We start from the raw sequence: 18,877 nt of genomic DNA, 5'->3' as shown, positions 1-18,877 counted from the left end.
TTGTTCACGATTCATCTTGACGATAACGACGGTAGGCCCGAGTGTTATAACGTTTGCGCATGTGAACCCGACTTCTGCTTTTTCAAAAATCGTTTGATCATAGCCCAAAAATAATCGATATTTTTGTTGAAGTTTGAGTTTAATCAACAAAAATTCGGCTAATTTTTTAAAGCTTTTTTCGATCCAGCAGCTTGATCGCCGCGAAAAATAAAACAACGGCGGCAACGACAGCAATGACCATGGCCGGCATCAATTTCGTTAGCGCATCACTGTTGACAAGGATTTTCATATTGTCGCCAATGAGGGCAACCGGATTAGCATGTTGCCAACTTTTGACCATTTGTGCCAAATACAACAGTGCCATCACCACAATCGTCAGCAGCAAACCGCCATAATTATTCGTTGCTAGTGTGGAGCCAAACACGATCAGGCTGAGGAAGAATAAGCCAAAGACTAATAATGGTAAGAACGCGAGTACCACATGCGGGCTGCGCGTATCAGGAAAGTAGTACGCGGTGTAAGCCCACGTTACCAAAAAGGCGAGGCTGGTGATCCAGATCCAGAGCAACATCCCGACAATCGCTTTGCCAACAATGACCGTCCAGCGCGGCAAGCCTTTGGTGACCAAGTTAACGAGTGTGCCTTGTTGAATCTCCTGACTGACACAACTGCCAAGCATGAGGGCGAACACGTAAATGCCCATCTGGGTGATGTTCTTGTAATAGTGGGTCCATGCATCCAGCGAAGTCGGCTTAGGGACCGCCACCTTAATGCCACCCAGACCGCCTTTTAACAGTTCCGGCATGAGTTTGGCGATCAGCGGACTCAAAATGCCGAAAATGAGGAAAACAACCGTCAAAATCAACAAGCGGTGAGTCCGCCAGCTTTCAAGTAGTTCTTTTTTGGTGAAAATAATGGCTGCGTTCATCGCGTCACCTCCATGAAGATCTGTTCCAAATTGGCTTCTTGCTGGGCAAGCGTGATCGGAATGAGTTTGGCTTCAAGTAACATGGTGAGGACGCGATCAGCCGCGGCAGCATAGGTACCGGTGTATGCTGCTTGAAGACTGTTTTTTTGTTGCTCAAGGTGCGTCAGCTGGCCCTGCTGCTGCAAGGTTGCCAACAAATGCGCGGCTTGTTGCGCTTGGGCAGTCGTCGCAAACGACAAGGCAATCTGGTTTTTAGCATACTGTTGCTTCAGATCGTCCAATGGCGCACTCACTTGTAGACGGCCATGATGTAGAATCCCGACATGGTCGCAAATCCGCTCCACATCACTCAGAATATGCGTTGAAAACAGAATCGTAGTCTGACCACGCAGACTAGCCAATAACTGTAAAAAATCCGTGCGGCCCTGTGGATCAAGCGCGCTGGTCGGTTCATCACAAATCAAGAGTTTCGGGGTGTTGAGCAAGGCCTGCGCAATCCCCAAGCGCTGACGCATCCCCCGCGAAAAGCCACTGATACGGTGCTTGGCATCTGCCAAGCCGACTTGGATCAACATGGCAGCCACCCGCGACTGCAATTCAGCGCCGCGCAAACCTGTCAGCTGACCGCATAATTTCAAGTATTCTGGTGCCGTCATGTACCCATAAAAAGCCGGCACATCAGGCAGATAACCTGTCTGCCGATTCGTCTCCGTTTCACCGAAATGCACAGGCTGACCAGCGACTTCAATGGCTCCGGCGCTGGCTTGATCCAAGCCTAGAATCAGTTTCATGGTCGTGGTTTTCCCGGCACCATTTTCGCCAACAAAGCCATAAATCGACCCAGCCGGCACAGTCAGATTCAGATCTTGCAGCACTTGCTTGCTACCAAAATGCTTGCTGACATGTTGCAAAGTTAGGATGTTCAATTTTCATCCTCCCGTCCAAAGACAAAGTACACAATCGGACCAATGATCTGGATGAAAATCACGAGCAACAGCCACAATAGACGATTGCCGAACCGATAATGCTGATGGCGCAGGATATGAATCACTGCGGCGATCATCAAGCCAAATTCTAAAATGATCAGTGGCACTAAAAATGGCCAGTAGTCTGCAAATAGTTGCCAATTGGTATTCATTTTCTTTCCTCCAAGGTTTGCTTTGATTTAAATTATTTAGGCTCTGAATGCCCGTACATACGAGTTCTAGCGATGTCCGCTCACTTGCTTTAACTCAGCCAACAACGGTTGCACTTCTGACAGTGTTCTGATCTTAGCCAATGCGGGGTTTTGCAAGACGAAATCAGCCAGAACCTGTTTGGCTTGACCACTAACCCGCGGTGATTGGCTACCTAGGTCCAGTTGTTCTAGCCATGGCTCAATGGCATCAAAGTAAGCATCGCCATGCAGCGTCAATGGCATTTTGGTTGCCGTCAAAACATGCGTGAACTCCTGCAAAAGGGCCACGGCTTCATCCGTTTTATCTTGTTTTGCAAAGCCATTCAAGGCAGCTAGTTGGAAATTGAGCCAGACTGCCGGATTGAGTGTTGCTAGATCAAAAGCCTTGGCAATCGCTTGCCCACGTTGATACGTCGCAGCCAATCGGTTAGGATCATCATTTAGCAAGGTCATGTAATTAGTCAGTTGACTCATGATGATGCTCAAGTCCTGCATCAAACCGCTTTGACTGGTTGCAATGGCACGCCGCAAGTCGCCTTTTTGCTGAAAAGCACCGGCGATTAAACTGTCTGCAGGCAGTTGTTCTGGCACATATTCGCCCAGCAACGCTAACACATCATCGGGTCGTTGGAGCAACAGCAGACTATAGCCTTCCAGTTCGACCGCCTTTGCCGTTAACTGCGCCTTTTGGCTATTTTGCCGCACACGGACAAACAATAGGCGGGCTTCATTCACATATTCGGTAACTTTCGCGGTTTGTGATGTTCCCGGTAAAAGATCGTAATGATTCAAAATCAGCAGCCCCATTTGCAGCAAAAATGGATAGCAGGCGTAATACCGCCGAATCAAGTTGCGAATTGATTTCAGTACCGCGTCTCCCGGTTGAGTTTCAAAGGCCTGCTTCATTGACGTATAGATGCGACGAATTTCCGTGCTGCTCAGTTGCGCATCATAGGCCATCAACTTGTCGATGCTAACGTCAAAATAAGCGGCCAGAATCGGCAACAACGTAATATCCGGATAGCTTTGCCCTGTCTCCCATTTTGAAACCGAGGCTTTGGAAACACCGACAAAATCTGCCAAAGCTTGCTGGGTGATGCCTTTTTGCTTGCGATTAGCACTGATCACAGCACCGACATTAATTTCCATCTTGTTCCCTCTTTTCACTTATCATTGTAGCGGCTCAATATGGGTAAGTATATCGAACGGTTGTTAACTTAGCCATCGCTAAATCAACCATTGAGATACTCATAATTCATCTCAACAAAACAAGCATTTGTAATTCGTCAAAAAATGCAAAGATATTTGGACATCATTCACATCCATGAAAAAGGACCAACAATTTTTGCCTCAGAATTGTTGGCCCTTTTATGGATAATTCATAGGGATTTAAAGATCCCAGTGCCAAGGCGGAGCAATCGTAGGCCAGATGGGGCTCAGCCGTGCAAACAACACAGCGACCGGGCTTTGTCGCTGATGTTGTTAGGCGACTTCGAGACCGGTTTTTGGGCTCGAAGCGCCGTCTCCGCTCTAGCTACGCGTCGCCACCCCAGCTGGCCGGAGATTGCGGAGTTTGGCACGGCTCAGGACTCTTTCTACAAAACTAATCGAACCTTATTTTGAATATTTCTCCGGTTCCCCACCCGAAAGTTGCTCCACAAATCTTGCCACTAATGGATTGTGTAACGACTCAGGCTGCCAAACGAGCGTCATGTGCGTCACCCATGGCTCATAATCAATCATGGCAAGGTGACTTTGCTGACTCGCCAAAGCGGCCATGGTCGCCGGTACCAACGCCACCCCCATCCCCATCTGGGCCCAATGCAACGCCGTGCGCGCGTCATCACACAACACCGCAATTGTCGGTGTGATGCCATACTCGGCAAACGTGGTTTTGAATAGCGAACTAAACCGGCGATACACAATCAGCGGCTGCTGCTTGAGGTCGGGAATGGTTAGCGTGGCTGGCAAGGGCTGCGACGCGGCAGCAACGGCGATCATGTGGTCACCGCTTAGGCGACATGAAGCTAGACCGTCATCATTAAATGGCGTTCGGACGATGGCCAAATCCAGAATGTTGCGGCGTAACTTGTCGAGGATGCCATAAGTGTTGTCCTCATAAAGCTCAAACTCGACCTGCGGATAGCGGCGATTAAAGGCCTGCAATTTTTGCCTCGGCAGGACATCACCGGCCGAAGAAGTCAGTCCCAGCGCCAGTGTGCCAATCTCACCTTCACCGCTACGCCGCGCTGCGTTCTCAGCTGCCGCAACCGTCTCAACGATCTGTTGTGCGTATGTCATAAACTGTTGGCCGCTACCAGTGAGTCGGACACCGCGCGACCCACGTTCAAACAGGCGTACACCCAGTTCATCTTCAAGTGCTTTCAATTGATAACTCAACGGCGGCTGCGCCATGTGCAATTGTTTCGCCGCCGCAGTCATCTGGCCAGCCTCTGCTACCGCTAAAAAATAGGTAATTTGCTTGAGATTCATCGCGATTGATCCCTTCATTTTTAATCGTCAGCTTCGCAATCCTTCAGCTCCACTATACACAAATTGTATGGATAGTACCTCGAATATGTATTTTTTATATTGCTCACCACGCGTTACACTTGAGTCACAAGCTTGTGATGAAGCAGCTGATAAGTTGGTCAGTCATGTCGACGACGTCCAGGAACTGTTTCGCACCAACTAAAAATTTTGTCGTTAATGTTTTGATTCAGGATGGGATGATTGAATGCTTGCAGATACTCGCAGTTATCAAGATAAAAGTCAGGCAGCAGTGTTAAAGCAACTCAACACGACAACGGATGGTCTCACGAGTAATGAAGCTAAAAAGCGACTAGCTCAGTATGGTCCGAATGCGATTCCTGAGCAAAAGCGCAATAACTTGCTTGATTTCTTAAAGCGCTATTGGGGTCCAATGCCGTGGTTGTTGGAATTGGCGATTGTACTGACCTTGATTTTAGGCCATGACACTGAAAGCATCATCATCTTCGTATTGCTGACGATTAATGCGGTGATTGGCTTTGTCCAGTCGAACAATTCGCAAAAAGCGGTTGCCCTTTTAAAAAAGAAGCTGGAGATTATGGCCACTGTTCGCCGCGATCAGGCTTGGCAAGCACTCGCCGCTAGCCAAGTTGTGCCTGGCGATATCGTGCAACTGAAAATTGGCGCCATTGTCCCAGCTGATCTTGCGATTATCGCTGGCAATGTCACCGTCGATCAGTCCGCCCTGACCGGCGAATCGCTGCCAGCTACTGCTAGCGCTGGCAACCTGCTTTACTCTGGCAGCATTGTCAAAAGCGGCGAAGTTCAGGCCGTCGTCTTAAACACCGGCACAACGACTTACTTCGGTCAAACGGTGACGTTGGTGAAAACCGCCAAGCCAAAGTCAAAACAAGAAGAACTGATGCTCGCCATTGTCCGTTATATGCTCTATCTTGGCATTGCCGCATCGGTCATTGTCGCCATTTACGGCCTTTACCTGCATGAAAGTCCGGTTTTTATTCTGTCCTTCGTGCTCATTTTCCTGATTGGCTCCGTGCCAGTCGCCTTGCCTGCTGTCCTAACCATTGTTCAGGCTGTCGGGGCAATGGCACTTTCCAAAAAAGGCATCATCGTCAGTCGCTTGACGAGCTTGGAAGACGCTGCTTCAATCGATATTTTCTGTTTTGATAAAACCGGCACCATCACCCAAAACAAATTGTCGATCATTGCTTGCCAACCGCTCACCGGCTATACTGCCGAGCAACTGTTGGATGCTGCAGGGTTAGCGGCAGATCAAGAACATCCGGATGCGATTGACCAGGCGGTGCTCAACTATGCCGCCGAAATCAAGCATCCCCTCGATTTCTCTAAACGGCAGCAGTTCACGCCGTTCGATTTTGCCACCAAGCGCACCGAAGCGGTCATCACAACCACTGATCACCGGCAAATGCGGGTCATCAAAGGTGCTGTTCCGACGATTCTGGCGTTATACGCCAAGCAGCATCCTGCTGACACTGCGCCTGCCAGCGCTGCTATTCAACAACTAGCAACCGCCAACGCCAAAAAAGGTTATCGTTCCCTAGCTGTCGCAAGCGTCGTCGATTCGCAAATGGCGTTAGTCGGCGTTTTGGCAATCGCCGATCCGCCGCGAGCGGATTCAGCATCCATGCTTGCACGGCTAAAAAACTTAGGTATCAAGCCGATGATGATCACCGGTGACAGTGTACCGATTGCCCGTGATGTTGCCGAACAAGTTGGCATCGGCACCAAAATTCTACCAGCCAAAGCTTTGAAAACCGGCACCACAGCCGATAAAATTCAATTGATTCATGAAAGTGACGGGTTTGCCAATGTTTTTCCAGATGACAAGTATCAAATCGTTAAGTTGTTACAAGAAGATGGCCATCTCGTTGGCATGACCGGTGACGGGGTAAACGATGCCCCTGCGCTGAAACAGGCAGAGTTAGGGACCGCCGTCAGCAGCGCCAGTGATGTTGCCAAGGCTTCAGCCAGCATCATTTTGACGCACCCGGGCTTGCATGACATCATCGCTGCTATCACGACCAGTCGCCAAACTTACCAGCGTATGCTGACTTGGGTCATCAACAAAATCACCAAAGTCATTGAGATCATTATCTTGTTTACACTCGGCTTCTTCTGGTTAAAAGTCAGCCTAGTGTCGCTGCTGGGGATGTCGCTGCTCGTGTTCGCCAATGACTTTGCGACCATGTCCATCGCTACCGATAATGTCCAGTCAACTGCCGGTCCTAATCAATGGCGACTCGGCCCGTTAACCGCGGCTTCCGGCGTTTTGGGCTTGTGGTTCGCCTTAGTCGACCTCGTGATCGTTTGGTTAGGGCTAAATCTGTTCCACCTCAGCTTGCCAGTCTTGCAAACCGCTGTTTTAATTGGTTTGGTCTTCAACTCCCAGTTCCGGCTGCTGATCGTCCGGGAACGGAGCCACTTTTGGACATCTTGGCCAAGCCGCACCTTGCTAGCTGTCAATCTTTTCACAATTGTCATCTTTGCGCTGTTAGCCTTGACTGGCTGGCTCATGCCGGCCATCAGCTCACCGCTTTTAGTCACCATTCTGCTACTGATACTGGCAGCCACAATCGTGCTTGATTTCCTTAAAGTTGCTGTCTTTCGTTGGTTAAAGATTGCATGATAATGCGTGCTTTGTTTACCCAAAAACCACCGATCCGCTTCAAATTCGGACTGGTGGTTTTTGTGTGCTTTTAAAATAAGCAATGACTAATTTTCTTGTCCATGCTGCTTTTCTTCAATGTGTGCCTTCGTCAACGCGTAGATTTCCAAAACATGGTCATCCACCAAATGATAATAAATCTGTTTGCCGGAGCGATCCCCCACAACCAACCGCGCTTGTTTGAGCAGGCGCAGTTGGTGGGAAACCGCTGACTGACCGAGGTCGAGCATGGCGGCCAGATCGGTGACTGTAATTGGCCCTTTGGCAATAGCAAGAATAATCCGCATGCGGGTCGGGTCACTCATGGTTTTAAACACATCAAGCACATCCCGCAATTCGGCGTCACTAGGCACCGCGTTCTCATTCATGTCCGCATTACGAACATCATTAGTTGTCATAGCACTGCGCTCCTTAAGATACTTATGGCCCATTTTAACAGACTTTGGTATCGAAAGGCACTTTTCACTGAGGGCGGATGTCGGCAGTTTTCCCTTAAGCTCTCTGCGGAATTAACAAGCGTAGGCCATTTAAGATGACAATCAGCGTGCTGCCTTCGTGGAACATGACGCCCCAAGCAATGTTGGTGAGTTGCAAGACGTTTAGGACAACCAGCATGACAACAACAGCCATGGAGAGTAACAGGTTCTCGATCACAATGCGATTCATTTTAGTTGAAACTTGATGGGCCAATGCTAGACGTGAAAGGTCATTTTCGACTAGAACCACATCGGCGACATCAATGGCAACATCAGTTCCTGATCCCATCGCGATGCCAACCTCTGCATTGGCTAGGGCTGGTGCATCATTGACCCCGTCGCCGACCATGGCAACGGGCCGCATGGTGGTCTGCAGCTCACGGACCACGGCAACCTTTTGTTCGGGCATCACATTAGCGACCACTTGATCAATGCCCAAGTCGGCGGCCACGGCTTCACCGGTTTGTTGCGCATCCCCCGTGATCATCACCGGTTGAATGTCGTGCCGTTTAAGGTAATTAATGGCCGATTTAGCGCTGCTTTTTGCTTGATCCATCAAGGCGATCAGGCCAACGACCCTTTGATCGACCGCAACGAAAACAACGGTTTTGCCTTGCTTACTGAGTGTTGCGGCTCGCTTGCGAAATGCCGAATCAACTTGCTTGAATCGCTGCGGCTTACCAATGGTGTAAGTGTGTCCCTGATACTCAGCGGTCAAGCCTTTGCCAATTTCGTTATGCACATCCGTGATAGGTACATCACTTTTTGAATAATGGCTCACAATCGCATTCGCCAACGGATGATTACTTTGCATTTCCATTGCTGTAATAATCTGAGTCAAGGCGGCTTCATCCACATCCGACACAAATTCGCTGTCCGTCACCACTGGTACGCCTTCCGTCAACGTCCCGGTTTTATCAAACGCAATGGCTTTTAACTGGGTCAGATTAGCTAAATAGCTGCCACCTTTAAAAAGAACCCCCTGCCGCGCCAGACTTGAAATGCCTGACAATGTGGCCGGCACCGCGCTGGCGGCCAAGGCACACGGCGACACAGCCACTAAGAAGACGATCGTGCGATAGATGCTGGTTGCCCATGACCAATGAAGTAAAAATGGTCCCGCAAGTAAAACAATCGGCAATACGGCCAATACCGCCTTCACGTAAATCGGCTCAAAACGTTGAATCACGCTGGCTGTTTTGGTTGGGGAGTCTTGGGCTGACTGCACCATCTGGACAATCTTAGCAAAAACCGTTTCATCACTTGACTTGGTAACCCGCATATCAAAGGTTGACTTGCCGTTGATGGTCCCACCAAAAACCTCATCGCCGGTTTGCTTTTCACGGGGAATGCTTTCACCACTGATCGCAGCTTCATTGAGACTAGCAGTGCCGGCAATAATAACGCCATCCGTTGGTACCTGAGCGCCATTCAGAATCTGTAATTGATCACCGATGTTTAATGCTGTCACTGGTACAACTTCTAATGCACCGGTGTAGGTATAGCGCCGCGCTTCTTGAGGCGCCATAGCCAGCAGTGCCGTAATTTCTTTGCGACTCTTGTTTTCAACGTACTCCTCCAAAAAATGCGCGCCAGCAAAAATCAGAATTAGCATCGCGGCCTCTTCAAAACTGCCAATCGCAATGGCGCCAAGTGCAGCCAGTGCCATGAGGAGATGAATATTTGGCGAAAAACGGCGCCGTTTTCTAGTTGCTTGAATCGTTGCCATGATACCTTCTGCAATCACTTGATAACCCGCAACAATCGCGGCAAAAACCAACAACGCCGCGCGAGCTATCGGTTGGGTGATGAGTAAGCCGCCAATGAAGGTGATGACGCCAAGCATATAAAAAATAATGGCCTTGTTTTTTTTCATCTTTGATCCCGCCCTTACATTTAATGTTCATATGAGCATATGTTCATATATCATCTTCAATATACCGACTTTAAGGGACGGTGTCAATCATGAAAATACCTTGATTGCGACAATCTCCAGCCAGATGGGGCTGGTAGAGCGGAGACGACGCTTCGAGCCTCCTCTGGCCGACACTTGCTCCGCCTTGGCACTGGGCTCTTTTAGAATCCAATGAATGATGTCCTAATTTGTCAAAAAAAGAGCCACCAGTGAATTTTCACCTAGCAGCTCTTAAAAAATCGCTATTGAATTATCAAATCGCGGTGAGTCTAGCGCGATACCTTATCCCAAACATTCTCAAGGACATTGGTTTGGTCACGGTCAGGGCCAACTGAGAATGTCAGCAGGTCAACACCAAGTAATTCTGTGATGCGTTCAACGTAACGCCGCGCATTTTCCGGAAGATCATCCAAAGTTTTGGCTTTGGTAATATCTTCTTGCCAACCTGGCAGTTCTTCATACACTGGCTTGCATTCACTGAGGAACTTGAGCGAAGCTGGGTAGTTTTCAACCCGTTCGCCATCGCGTTCGTAGGCAACACAGATTTTGACTTTGTCCAAACCGGTTAGCACATCAATTGAGTTGAGGCACAGATCCGTAATCCCGGCAACACGGCGAGAATGACGAACAACGACAGCATCGAACCAGCCAATCCGCCGAGGTCGGCCGGTTACAGTACCGAATTCGTGGCCAGCATTGCGAATGAAATCTCCGGTTTTATCGAGCAATTCAGTTGGGAACGGACCGTCGCCAACTCGGGATGTATAAGCTTTCGCAACCCCAACAACCCGATCAATCTTGGAGACACCAACGCCGGCACCAACCGTCACACCACCAGCAGGGTTCGATGACGTGACGAACGGATAGGTCCCTTGATCAATATCCAGCATAATCCCTTGCGCGCCTTCAAACAAAACGTGTTCACCTTTGTCAATCGCGTCGTTCAACACAATTGAGGTGTCGCAAACATACTGTTTCAATTGTTGGCCATATTGATAATATTCTTCAAAAATATCATCAAAATTCATCGGCGTACTATCATAAACTTTGACGAATTCTTCATTCTTAGCTTTCAAATTAGCTTTGAGGCGTTCTTCAAAGATTTCTTTGTCGAGCAAGTCAGCCATCCGAATGCCAACTCGAGCAGCCTTGTCCATATAGGCTGGGCCGATGCCGCGATTGGTCGTCCCAATCTTGTCGGCGCCCTTTGCTGCTTCCTGCAATTTATCTAATTTAATATGATAAGGCAAAATCACGTGAGCACGGTCTGAAATCCGCAGATTTTCGCCAGTCACGCCTTGTTCTGCGAGCCGGGCCAATTCACCGACCAAGCTCTTAGGATTCACAACAACACCATTACCGATCACCGATAACTGATGCGGGTAGAGTACCCCTGATGGTACGAGGCGCAGCTTATAAACCTCGCCATTTGCATGGATCGTATGGCCTGCATTGTCACCGCCTTGATAACGGCTGACCACCTTGGCGCCTTGGCTCAGGAAATCCGTAATCTTCCCTTTACCTTCGTCGCCCCATTGTGTACCGACAATAACTACAGTTCCCATTAACTGATCGCTCCTCACGGCTTAGTGCGGGCATTTTTACCCGCCATCTGGTAGTCTAACAGGATGACGCCTTGAAGACAAGCAAAATCCGAACTTTAAAATGACACGAAAAACATTTTCCACAAAAACACGAACGAAAATATTATAAATGCGCTTTTTATCGTCTCTACACGAAAGACCATGTCGCATTCGGCATGGTCTTTCTACAAAATCGTCGTATTGATTTTATTTAGCTTAATTCCAGCAGTCGCTTACCGTTATTAACCAGAATATCCTGAGCCATTTCCGGGCTTAGGATTTCGGCACCTGTCAGCATGTTGGATGACATCTTCAACACAGTTGGCAGCGGCCGAAGCTTTTTAAAGTGGTTGAAGAAACCGTCAAACCGTTGCAGTCGCGATACCCGCCGCGACATCTTGTCATGATACTCCCTTTCGTTAAACAACTTGATCATCTGACTTGCCAGCAATGGCGGTGTATAGGGAATGTCGCTGCCAAAAACGAGATGTTGTTCATCTGCTAGGGTCAACAGCATCGGTAGTTGGCGCGGAAAAACTGTCCCTGCCACATCAAAATAAACGTGCCGCAACGCCGCAAACATATCGCTGTTGTATTGCTGTTTGACAAATGCCGCGTCGCGATCGGCCAAGATGCTCAGAAACGCACCGGCATGAGGCACAATGAGTTTAATATCCGGATAACGGTCAAAAAAGTGATATCGCAGCAAGTTCATGAACGTCATCGTCGTGTCGATGAAGAAACCCATTAACGGAATTGGCATATCAATATTAACATTCATCGGTCCTTGTGCAGGGCGATTAGGATGCATTAACACAATGGCTTTTTCTTGATTCAATTTAGCATAAACAGGATCAAAAATTGGTGTGCCAAAGTAAAGCCCTCGACTATTCGTCGGAACTGTGAATCCCAAAGCCGAATGCGCCAATGCCACATCAATTTCGCTCACACTTTCTTGGGCATAGGGTAGCGGCAATGAGGCAAAGTAACCAAGTTGATCAGGATGGTCTTGGGTGACGCGCTCGCCAGTATCATTGGCATCCCTTGCGATTGCGATCGTCTCTTCCTTATCGCCAAAGTTGAAGTGCGGTGAAGAAAGCGACAGAATTGAGTAGCCAATATGATTCTTTTTCATAAAAGTGAGCGTGAGATGTTCATCCCAGCCTGGCGTGGGCCAACCATCCGGATCGCCAGGAATATGCTTTTTCAAAGCTTGCGCATATAACCGCGGTAAGAAGTGTGTGTGAAAATCAATAATTTCTGCCATAGCGTATTCTCCTCGTTCTCAATTCAACTTGAAGCAATCCTGCAAAAGCCATGTTGCTTTGACAAAAGTATGGCGGCCCTGTCAAAAACCAAGGCCGCCGCGCTTTTTTAAGACCGGTATGAAATAACTATATCAATCTAACTTAGTCTACTGACTTCAGCGCGGCCAACATATCAACCTTTTTCAAGGAACTGTTGACGAAGAAGCCAAGTGCAATGGTGATGATCGTAATGACCAATGTCGGCATGATGAAGGTTAGTGCGGACAACGCTGGGTTAAACATCACGTTATTCGGTGGTACAACTGTGATGATGTACTCATGCAGCAGTTCGCCCAATCCCCAGCCGACGAAAATGCCAAAGATGGACAGAAGAATTGTTTCTCGATAGATATACATGGTGACTTCTTGGTTATAAAAACCCAGCACCTTAATGGTTGAAAGTTCCCGCATTCGCTCGGCAACGTTGATATTGGTTAAATTATACAAAATAACCACCCCCAGCACTGCCGCTAAAACAATCAACACAATCATAATCGTATTCAGTGAATGAACAATCGTTGTAATTTGACTGCGTAACGCTGAGTTCTGCTGAATGCTTTCAACTCCGCCGGCTTGCATAAACTTAGCCGCTTCAGCCCGGGTATTGCTAATGGAACGGTTCTTCAAGGTCACCAACCGACCATTTGGCTTAAAGTCTGTGTTAAACGCTTTTTGATAGGCCGTTTTGTTCATGAACAGGAAGTGTCCCATATACATTTCAGTGATGCCCGTCACTTTGACTTGATGCTTGGTGCCGGTCGCATCTTTTACCGTGATGGTGCTTCCAATCTTAACGTTCAGAAGCGAAGCCAACCGCTCAGAAATCACTGCACCGTCATTTGATAATGTCAGTTTCGTTTGACCCTGACGCGTTGCTAACCGAATATAGTCGCTGAATCCGGTCTGGTCTTTAGGCACGATCATGGTAATATCCTGACGATCATTGTCTGTACCGGCATTCTTTGTAACAGTTTCATAATAGACTGACTTGGTGCGCTCAACTGCTTTTTCTTGAAACAGTTGATCAAGTTGTTGCTGCTGTTTATCGGTGATATTACTTTTTTGAGCGACAATCATGTCATATTTAATGATGTCGTTGAACTGGCGATCATTGACGCCGCTAATACTATGCTGCACGGCTAAACCAGCAAACAAAAGTGTCACCGACCCCGCCACACCAAAGATCGTCATAAACATCCGCTTTTTGTACCGGAAAATATTGCGAGCCGTTACCTTGTGGGTAAAGCTCAGGCGCCGCCAAATGAATGGGATTCTTTCCAAGAAAATCTTCGATCCGTTAGCTGGTGGCTTTGGCAACATGAGTTCAGCAGGCCGAGCATTTAGCTCTCGAGAAGCGACCCACCAAGCTGGCAATACCGCGCTGACCATCGCCAATAGCAACGCGACAGCACTAATACCCGGATAGAAATGCAACTCAATCGGCGGCACATTGATACCATTGTGATAAGCCTGATAGACAATCATTGGCAAGATAATGTGTCCTGCGGTAATGCCTAAAAGTGAACCGATTAAACTTGCAAGAAAACCGTACATTGTAAATTTATTGATGACATCACGACGCGTATAACCTAATGCAACTAAAGTGCCAGAGTTGATACGTTCCTCGTCCACAAACCGGGTCATGGTGGTGAAGGTGACTAATGCTGCCACAAAATACATAAAGAACGGGAAAATATTGGCCAACGAATCGACAATATTAGAGGTACTGTCGTAAACCGTGTAGCCCTGGCCGGTTGGTGTTTCTCTGCGTGTATCAACAGTATAGGTAGGCGCCTCCAGCTTGCTCAAGGCTTCCTTGGCATCCTCAAGTGTAACTGTGCCAGCTTGAATTTTCTTCTGGGCCGATGGTGACTGTTTATCATATGCGGCTTGCTTGGTTTTCAAGGTTGCTTCATTAGTTACAATCTCTTGATTGGCTGCATCAAGTTGTTGTTGACCAGATTGCTGAGTCGCTGCCAACTGTTGCTTGGCCTGTGCTAGCGCCGCCTGCTTAGAAGCATACTGCTCTTGACCTTGCTGCAGTTGAGCCTCCCCAGCATTGAACTCGCTGGACTTTTGCTGAAGTTGCTGATTAGCAGCTGTCCAAGCCGCAACATTTTGGTTATAGGTTTCCAAATTTTGATTGTAAGTCGCTAAACCACTGCTGTACTGGGCAGTACCTGATTGATAGGTGCTGATTTTCTTTGCCAGTTCTTGGCTGGCAGCTGTCCAATTTGCCATGTTTTGGTTGTATACAGCTAAGTTCTGGTTATAAGTTTTTAACCCGCCGTTATACTGCGCAACCCCCGCTTGATAACTGGCTTGCTGTTGTTGAAAAGCTGGATTCTCAGCAATTGCTGGGTTTTGTGCCAAAGCGGCATCAATCTTTTGTTTAGCAATCGTGAGCTGTTGTTGACTGGCATCAAGCTGCTGTTTGGCAGCGTTTAATTGCTGCTTGGCAGTCGTTAGATCTTGTTGTTTCGCGTTTAGTTGTTGCTGGCCGGTCGTCAGTTGTTGTTTAGCGGTAGCCAGTTGCTGTTGACTATTGTCTAGTTGCTGCTTGGCCGCATCCAATTGCTGTTTAGCCGCCACTAGTGCTTGATGCTTGTCATCTAATTGCTGCTGACCTGCTACTAACTGTTGCTTTGCCGTGGTCAATTGCTGTCGGCTCTGGCTCAACTGGGTCGATGCCTGCTGCAGTTGCGTTTCACCACTGGCAATTTGGGCTTGGCCATTTTTAACGCCAGCATCCAGTTCTTGCTGTTTTGCTGCGACTTGTTGTTTAGCCGTCGCCAGTTGTTGTGCCCCAGTCGTTAACTGCTCCTGAGCTGCATTCAATTGGGCTTTAGCATCATCAAGTTTTTTTCTGGCCGGCATCAATTTTGGCTTGATACTGTTTCTTAATGGCAGCTAATCGGGCTTGTGGTGCGTTCTGCAACAAGTGATTCAGTGCCGTCTTATGCGCTTGAATTCGGTCAGTGTACTGGCTCGAATACGGATCCAAGCCTTTTGTGTTGCGATAAGTTAACCGTGCCATCATATAAACATCTGAATCAAAATTATTGCTTGTAACGACACCATAACCCTTAAGATCACCACTGCCAGAGGTGCTATTGCCTTTATTGACCGACGAAATAATTTCCGGGGAATACACAAACCCAACAACTTTGAAACTTATTCTTTTCAAAACCTTACTGCCGGTTTGATCTGCCCTTTGCACAAACTTGATCGTGTCGCCAAGTTTGTACTTGCTTTTATAATTGGCATCAATCGCAATCTCATTGGTTGCTTTAGGCATACGTCCGGAATCCAACCGGTACTGCGAAATCTTAGTTGGTTTTGATAAGATTCGGAAGCTTGAATGGGTACCTTTAAGCGTCACGTCTTTGAGATAACCAAATTCGATTTGCTCTGTGCCAGAAGCACGCTGAATCGTCTTTTGATCATGTGCATCCAGACCATCTTCGCCGATAACTGTCAAATCTGCTAGATGATACTGTTTGAAATACGTTTCACCTGTCGCTCGCATATCGGGACCGGCAATCCACAAACCAACCAATGCAAAAGATCCGAGCATCATCAGTAACAGGATTGAGAAGAAACGCCCCCATGAAGTTGTAAACGACTTGCGGATGTCTTTCCAAAGTGTTTTCTTGCTCACCGCGCCTCACCTACCATTTCAGTTGTTCAACTGGGGTTGGCTGCTCATTTTGGTAATCAGCCTGAACCTTACCATCGTGAATCTCGATCACGTGATCCGCCATCGGCTTGATGAGCGAATTGTGAGTCACGATCATCACATTTTTATTCGTTTGATGGGAGAAGTCCTCAAACAATTTCAAAATACTTTTTCCAGTCTTATAATCCAGCGCGCCCGTTGGTTCATCCGCTAGCAGCAATGATGGATTCTTCGCAATCGCCCGGGCAATGGCCACTCGCTGTTGTTCGCCGCCGGATAGCTGCGCCGGGAAGTTATTGATCCGCTTACCTAATCCAACATCCACCATCGTCTGTTTCGGATCTAGCGCATCCGGGGCAATTTCGCTCGCTAGCTCTACATTCTCCAAAGCCGTTAAATTCGGTACTAGGTTATAAAACTGGAAAACAAAACCAATCTGATCACGGCGATAAGTTGTCAACTGGTGATCGTCATACTGCGCAATGTTGTGCCCATTAATCACGACCTGACCGCTGGTTGGGCGATCCATACCGCCGAGAATATTGAGCAAGGTTGATTTTCCAGCACCGGAAGCGCCTAAAATAACCGTGATTTCGCCAGGTTTGATGGTAAAAGAAACTTCGTGATTGGCATAAACAGTTTGCTCACCGCTACCATACTGACGCGTTTCATTTTTAACCGTGATGAAATTGTCCATTGTCATAACCTCCAAAATGATTTATCATGAACATCGTGTTAAGCATCTTTACGAGGAACATCATAAAACATACTTTTGGGAATAACTATGTGCAATTTTTTGAAAAGTGTTCAGTAAAGGAGCAAGCTCATGAAAAAAGCAGAACAGACTGCGCAGACGAAGCAAGCACTAACCGCGTCCTTAATCACAGTGGGCCGAAAAAAGACCCTAGCGAAGGTTTCAGTGGCTGACCTCACTAGGGCAAGCGGCATCAGCCGCGGTACTTTTTATTTGCATTATCTGGATAAAGACGATCTTGTTGCCAAAGTTGAAGCTTCGCTATTAGGCGATCTGGAACGCGGCCTAGACATTGGCATGGATACCGCGATGAATCCCAATGCTATCGTCTCTGGTAAGCAGTCGCCGCTGATGGTCAATATGGTGCATTTAATTAACCAGCGGCGCGATATTTGTCAATTCTTACTAAGTCCAGTTGGTGACCCGAGTTTACTTGGCCGCGTCGCCAAACTGTTACGTGATAAAATTCTCGGCCATCTCGCCGAATTAAAAGGCGAAGCCCATTTTATCCACGATATTCCTGATGCTTACGTCAGCCAGATCATCGTTTATGGCATCATTGACATCATTCAACTATGGCTTAATGAGCCGCAGCCGCGCTCTGAGGCTGAAATTGTTGACATTTTAATGAAAACCCGGTTTCTGTCCCCTTATCAATTACTGGCATTAGAGAAATAGATTGTGAAAATATGCCAGCCCAGTCTATCGCTGACAACCACCAGCCCATTGGTTTTCTCTGTCGACTAATTGGCATCCAATTTCCTCAAGGAGGCGCTTCAAATGAGTGTTAAAGGCAATTATCAAAGTACCCGCAGCGAGCTATCTGAAACCGAGAAGAAAATTGTTGATTATGTGATGGCACACAGTCAAGCAGTCTTAACGATGAGTGTGCATGATCTAGCTAAAGCAGCTGGTACCAGTCCGGCCTCCGTCAGTCGCGCCGCGCGTCGGCTGCAATTCAGTGGCTATAACGAGCTGAAAATGCAGTTAGCGGCTGATCTAAAAGGTGATACCAATCAATCGGATGATCAAGAAATTCAAAAAAACGCCACCCTGACAACGATCAAGCAAAAACTGCTCATAGATGCCAACCAATCTTTGCGTGAAACCGTCGACCAGATTAACGAAGCCAATGTCGACACAATTATCAACTTAATTCATCAAAGTGATCGTCTGCTTGTGTTTGGCGTGGGCGCTTCTTACTTAGCAGCGCAAAACATTGCCCAAAAATGGGGGCGGCTTGGCTATCCTTGTCATTTCAGTGATGACCTCAATTTGTTCTTGCCACTTGCAGCAACTGCAGATGTCGAACAGACACTTTGCTGGTTCATTTCGAATTCAGGTGAATCGCCAGAAGTCGTGTTAGCTGCCAAGTTGGCCAAAAAGGCTGGCTTGCAGGTGATTGTTACCACCAAACTCGGGAAAAATTCGCTCACCAAGTATGCTGATGTGAGCATTCAAACATCCCAACCGATGGAGGCCCGCAACCACTTCGCTGCTACCCAATCACTCCACACTCAGTTTATGCTCATCGATATTCTATACTATGCCTATGTCAGCCGATACTACGATGCAGCAAAAATAGCCACGGATCAATCAAAGGCTGCGGTGACTGCCTATCGTGAATTTTTACGTAACGGCTTTAAATGAGTCTTCGAAGCTTTCACATTTCAGACGCGTCTGCAGCTGACGTGTCTTTTTTCTAGCCTTTTTTGAAATTTTATTTCACATTTAAAAGAAAATAGTTGAAATAAAAGTGGATATCAGGTACGTTTTTATCAATAACGGGCTTCTATCAATTTTCCGACGACGCCTGCCCTTTAACTTGACGTAACGTTTATCAGCCAACTTGTCAGACTGA

The 18,877-nt window shown here is 47.6% G+C and carries 14 protein-coding genes and 1 pseudogene; 4 read left to right on the top strand and 11 right to left on the bottom strand.

The genetic code is table 11. From position 1 onward, the window contains the following. Positions 1-166: 166 nt before the first annotated feature. The 4 genes from LBPC_RS00590 to LBPC_RS00575 form a co-directional block, all read right to left on the bottom strand. Positions 167-928, bottom strand: a complete 762-nt coding sequence (locus LBPC_RS00590) for an ABC transporter permease (protein WP_003662136.1) — start codon at positions 926-928, stop codon at positions 167-169. Beyond that, entirely contained in the window at positions 925-1,854 is a 930-nt protein-coding gene (locus LBPC_RS00585; protein ID WP_003573002.1) for an ABC transporter ATP-binding protein, read from the bottom strand. The genes LBPC_RS00590 and LBPC_RS00585 overlap by 4 nt, the downstream gene beginning before the upstream one ends. Beyond that, a complete protein-coding gene (locus tag LBPC_RS00580) occupies positions 1,851-2,066 on the bottom strand; it encodes a PLDc N-terminal domain-containing protein (protein ID WP_003562727.1) in 216 nt (71 codons plus the stop codon). Before LBPC_RS00580 ends, LBPC_RS00585 begins: the two co-directional genes overlap by 4 nt. 66 nt (positions 2,067-2,132) lie before the next feature. After that, positions 2,133-3,254 carry a helix-turn-helix transcriptional regulator gene (locus tag LBPC_RS00575; protein ID WP_003662139.1) on the bottom strand — a complete coding sequence of 374 codons (1,122 nt, stop codon included), beginning with the start codon at positions 3,252-3,254 and terminating at the stop codon, positions 2,133-2,135. 252 nt (positions 3,255-3,506) lie between these two features. Between LBPC_RS00575 and LBPC_RS17190 the strand changes: the two genes are divergently transcribed. Then, positions 3,507-3,728 carry a hypothetical protein gene (locus LBPC_RS17190; protein ID WP_225349885.1) on the top strand — a complete coding sequence of 74 codons (222 nt, stop codon included), beginning with the start codon at positions 3,507-3,509 and terminating at the stop codon, positions 3,726-3,728. Here the strand turns inward: LBPC_RS17190 and LBPC_RS00570 are convergent. Then, positions 3,720-4,598, bottom strand: coding sequence for a LysR family transcriptional regulator (locus LBPC_RS00570; protein ID WP_016365941.1), 879 nt, complete (start codon positions 4,596-4,598; stop codon positions 3,720-3,722). The two genes, LBPC_RS17190 and LBPC_RS00570, sit on opposite strands and share 9 nt — an antisense overlap. Before the next feature lie 244 nt (positions 4,599-4,842). Between LBPC_RS00570 and LBPC_RS00565 the strand changes: the two genes are divergently transcribed. Next, on the top strand, positions 4,843-7,263 hold the full coding sequence (locus LBPC_RS00565) for a plasma-membrane proton-efflux P-type ATPase (protein WP_003662146.1): 2,421 nt from the start codon (positions 4,843-4,845) through the stop codon (positions 7,261-7,263). Between the two features lie 86 nt (positions 7,264-7,349). Here the strand turns inward: LBPC_RS00565 and LBPC_RS00560 are convergent, their stop codons facing one another. The 6 genes and pseudogenes from LBPC_RS00560 to LBPC_RS00530 form a co-directional block, all read right to left on the bottom strand. After that, positions 7,350-7,700 (bottom strand): ArsR/SmtB family transcription factor, encoded by a 351-nt coding sequence (locus tag LBPC_RS00560; protein WP_003562714.1) that lies wholly within the window; start codon positions 7,698-7,700, stop codon positions 7,350-7,352. 94 nt (positions 7,701-7,794) lie between these two features. Further along, complete coding sequence (locus tag LBPC_RS00555; RefSeq protein WP_003662151.1) at positions 7,795-9,654, bottom strand: heavy metal translocating P-type ATPase; 1,860 nt, start codon at positions 9,652-9,654, stop codon at positions 7,795-7,797. A gap of 308 nt (positions 9,655-9,962) precedes the next feature. After that, positions 9,963-11,258 (bottom strand): adenylosuccinate synthase, encoded by a 1,296-nt coding sequence (locus LBPC_RS00550; RefSeq protein ID WP_003662153.1) that lies wholly within the window; start codon positions 11,256-11,258, stop codon positions 9,963-9,965. Between the two features lie 229 nt (positions 11,259-11,487). Continuing rightward, positions 11,488-12,543 (bottom strand): amidohydrolase family protein, encoded by a 1,056-nt coding sequence (locus tag LBPC_RS00545; protein ID WP_003662155.1) that lies wholly within the window; start codon positions 12,541-12,543, stop codon positions 11,488-11,490. 142 nt (positions 12,544-12,685) lie between these two features. Further along, positions 12,686-16,244 (bottom strand): annotated as a pseudogene (locus LBPC_RS00540) (ABC transporter permease). Positions 16,245-16,254: 10 nt separating this feature from the next. Continuing rightward, complete coding sequence (locus tag LBPC_RS00530) at positions 16,255-16,959, bottom strand: ABC transporter ATP-binding protein (protein WP_003562702.1); 705 nt, start codon at positions 16,957-16,959, stop codon at positions 16,255-16,257. A gap of 129 nt (positions 16,960-17,088) precedes the next feature. Between LBPC_RS00530 and LBPC_RS00525 the strand changes: the two genes are divergently transcribed. Next, positions 17,089-17,694: a TetR/AcrR family transcriptional regulator gene (locus LBPC_RS00525; RefSeq protein WP_003662164.1), complete on the top strand. Its 606-nt coding sequence runs from the start codon at positions 17,089-17,091 to the stop codon at positions 17,692-17,694. Positions 17,695-17,796: 102 nt separating this feature from the next. Next, positions 17,797-18,666: a MurR/RpiR family transcriptional regulator gene (locus LBPC_RS00520; protein ID WP_016377027.1), complete on the top strand. Its 870-nt coding sequence runs from the start codon at positions 17,797-17,799 to the stop codon at positions 18,664-18,666. Positions 18,667-18,877 lie beyond the last annotated feature (211 nt).

This window comes from Lacticaseibacillus paracasei subsp. paracasei, from assembly GCF_000829035.1.
In the GTDB taxonomy this organism is placed as follows: domain Bacteria; phylum Bacillota; class Bacilli; order Lactobacillales; family Lactobacillaceae; genus Lacticaseibacillus; species Lacticaseibacillus paracasei.
Note: the sequence above shows the minus strand (reverse complement) of the source record. Positions and strands in the feature narration are given on the sequence as shown.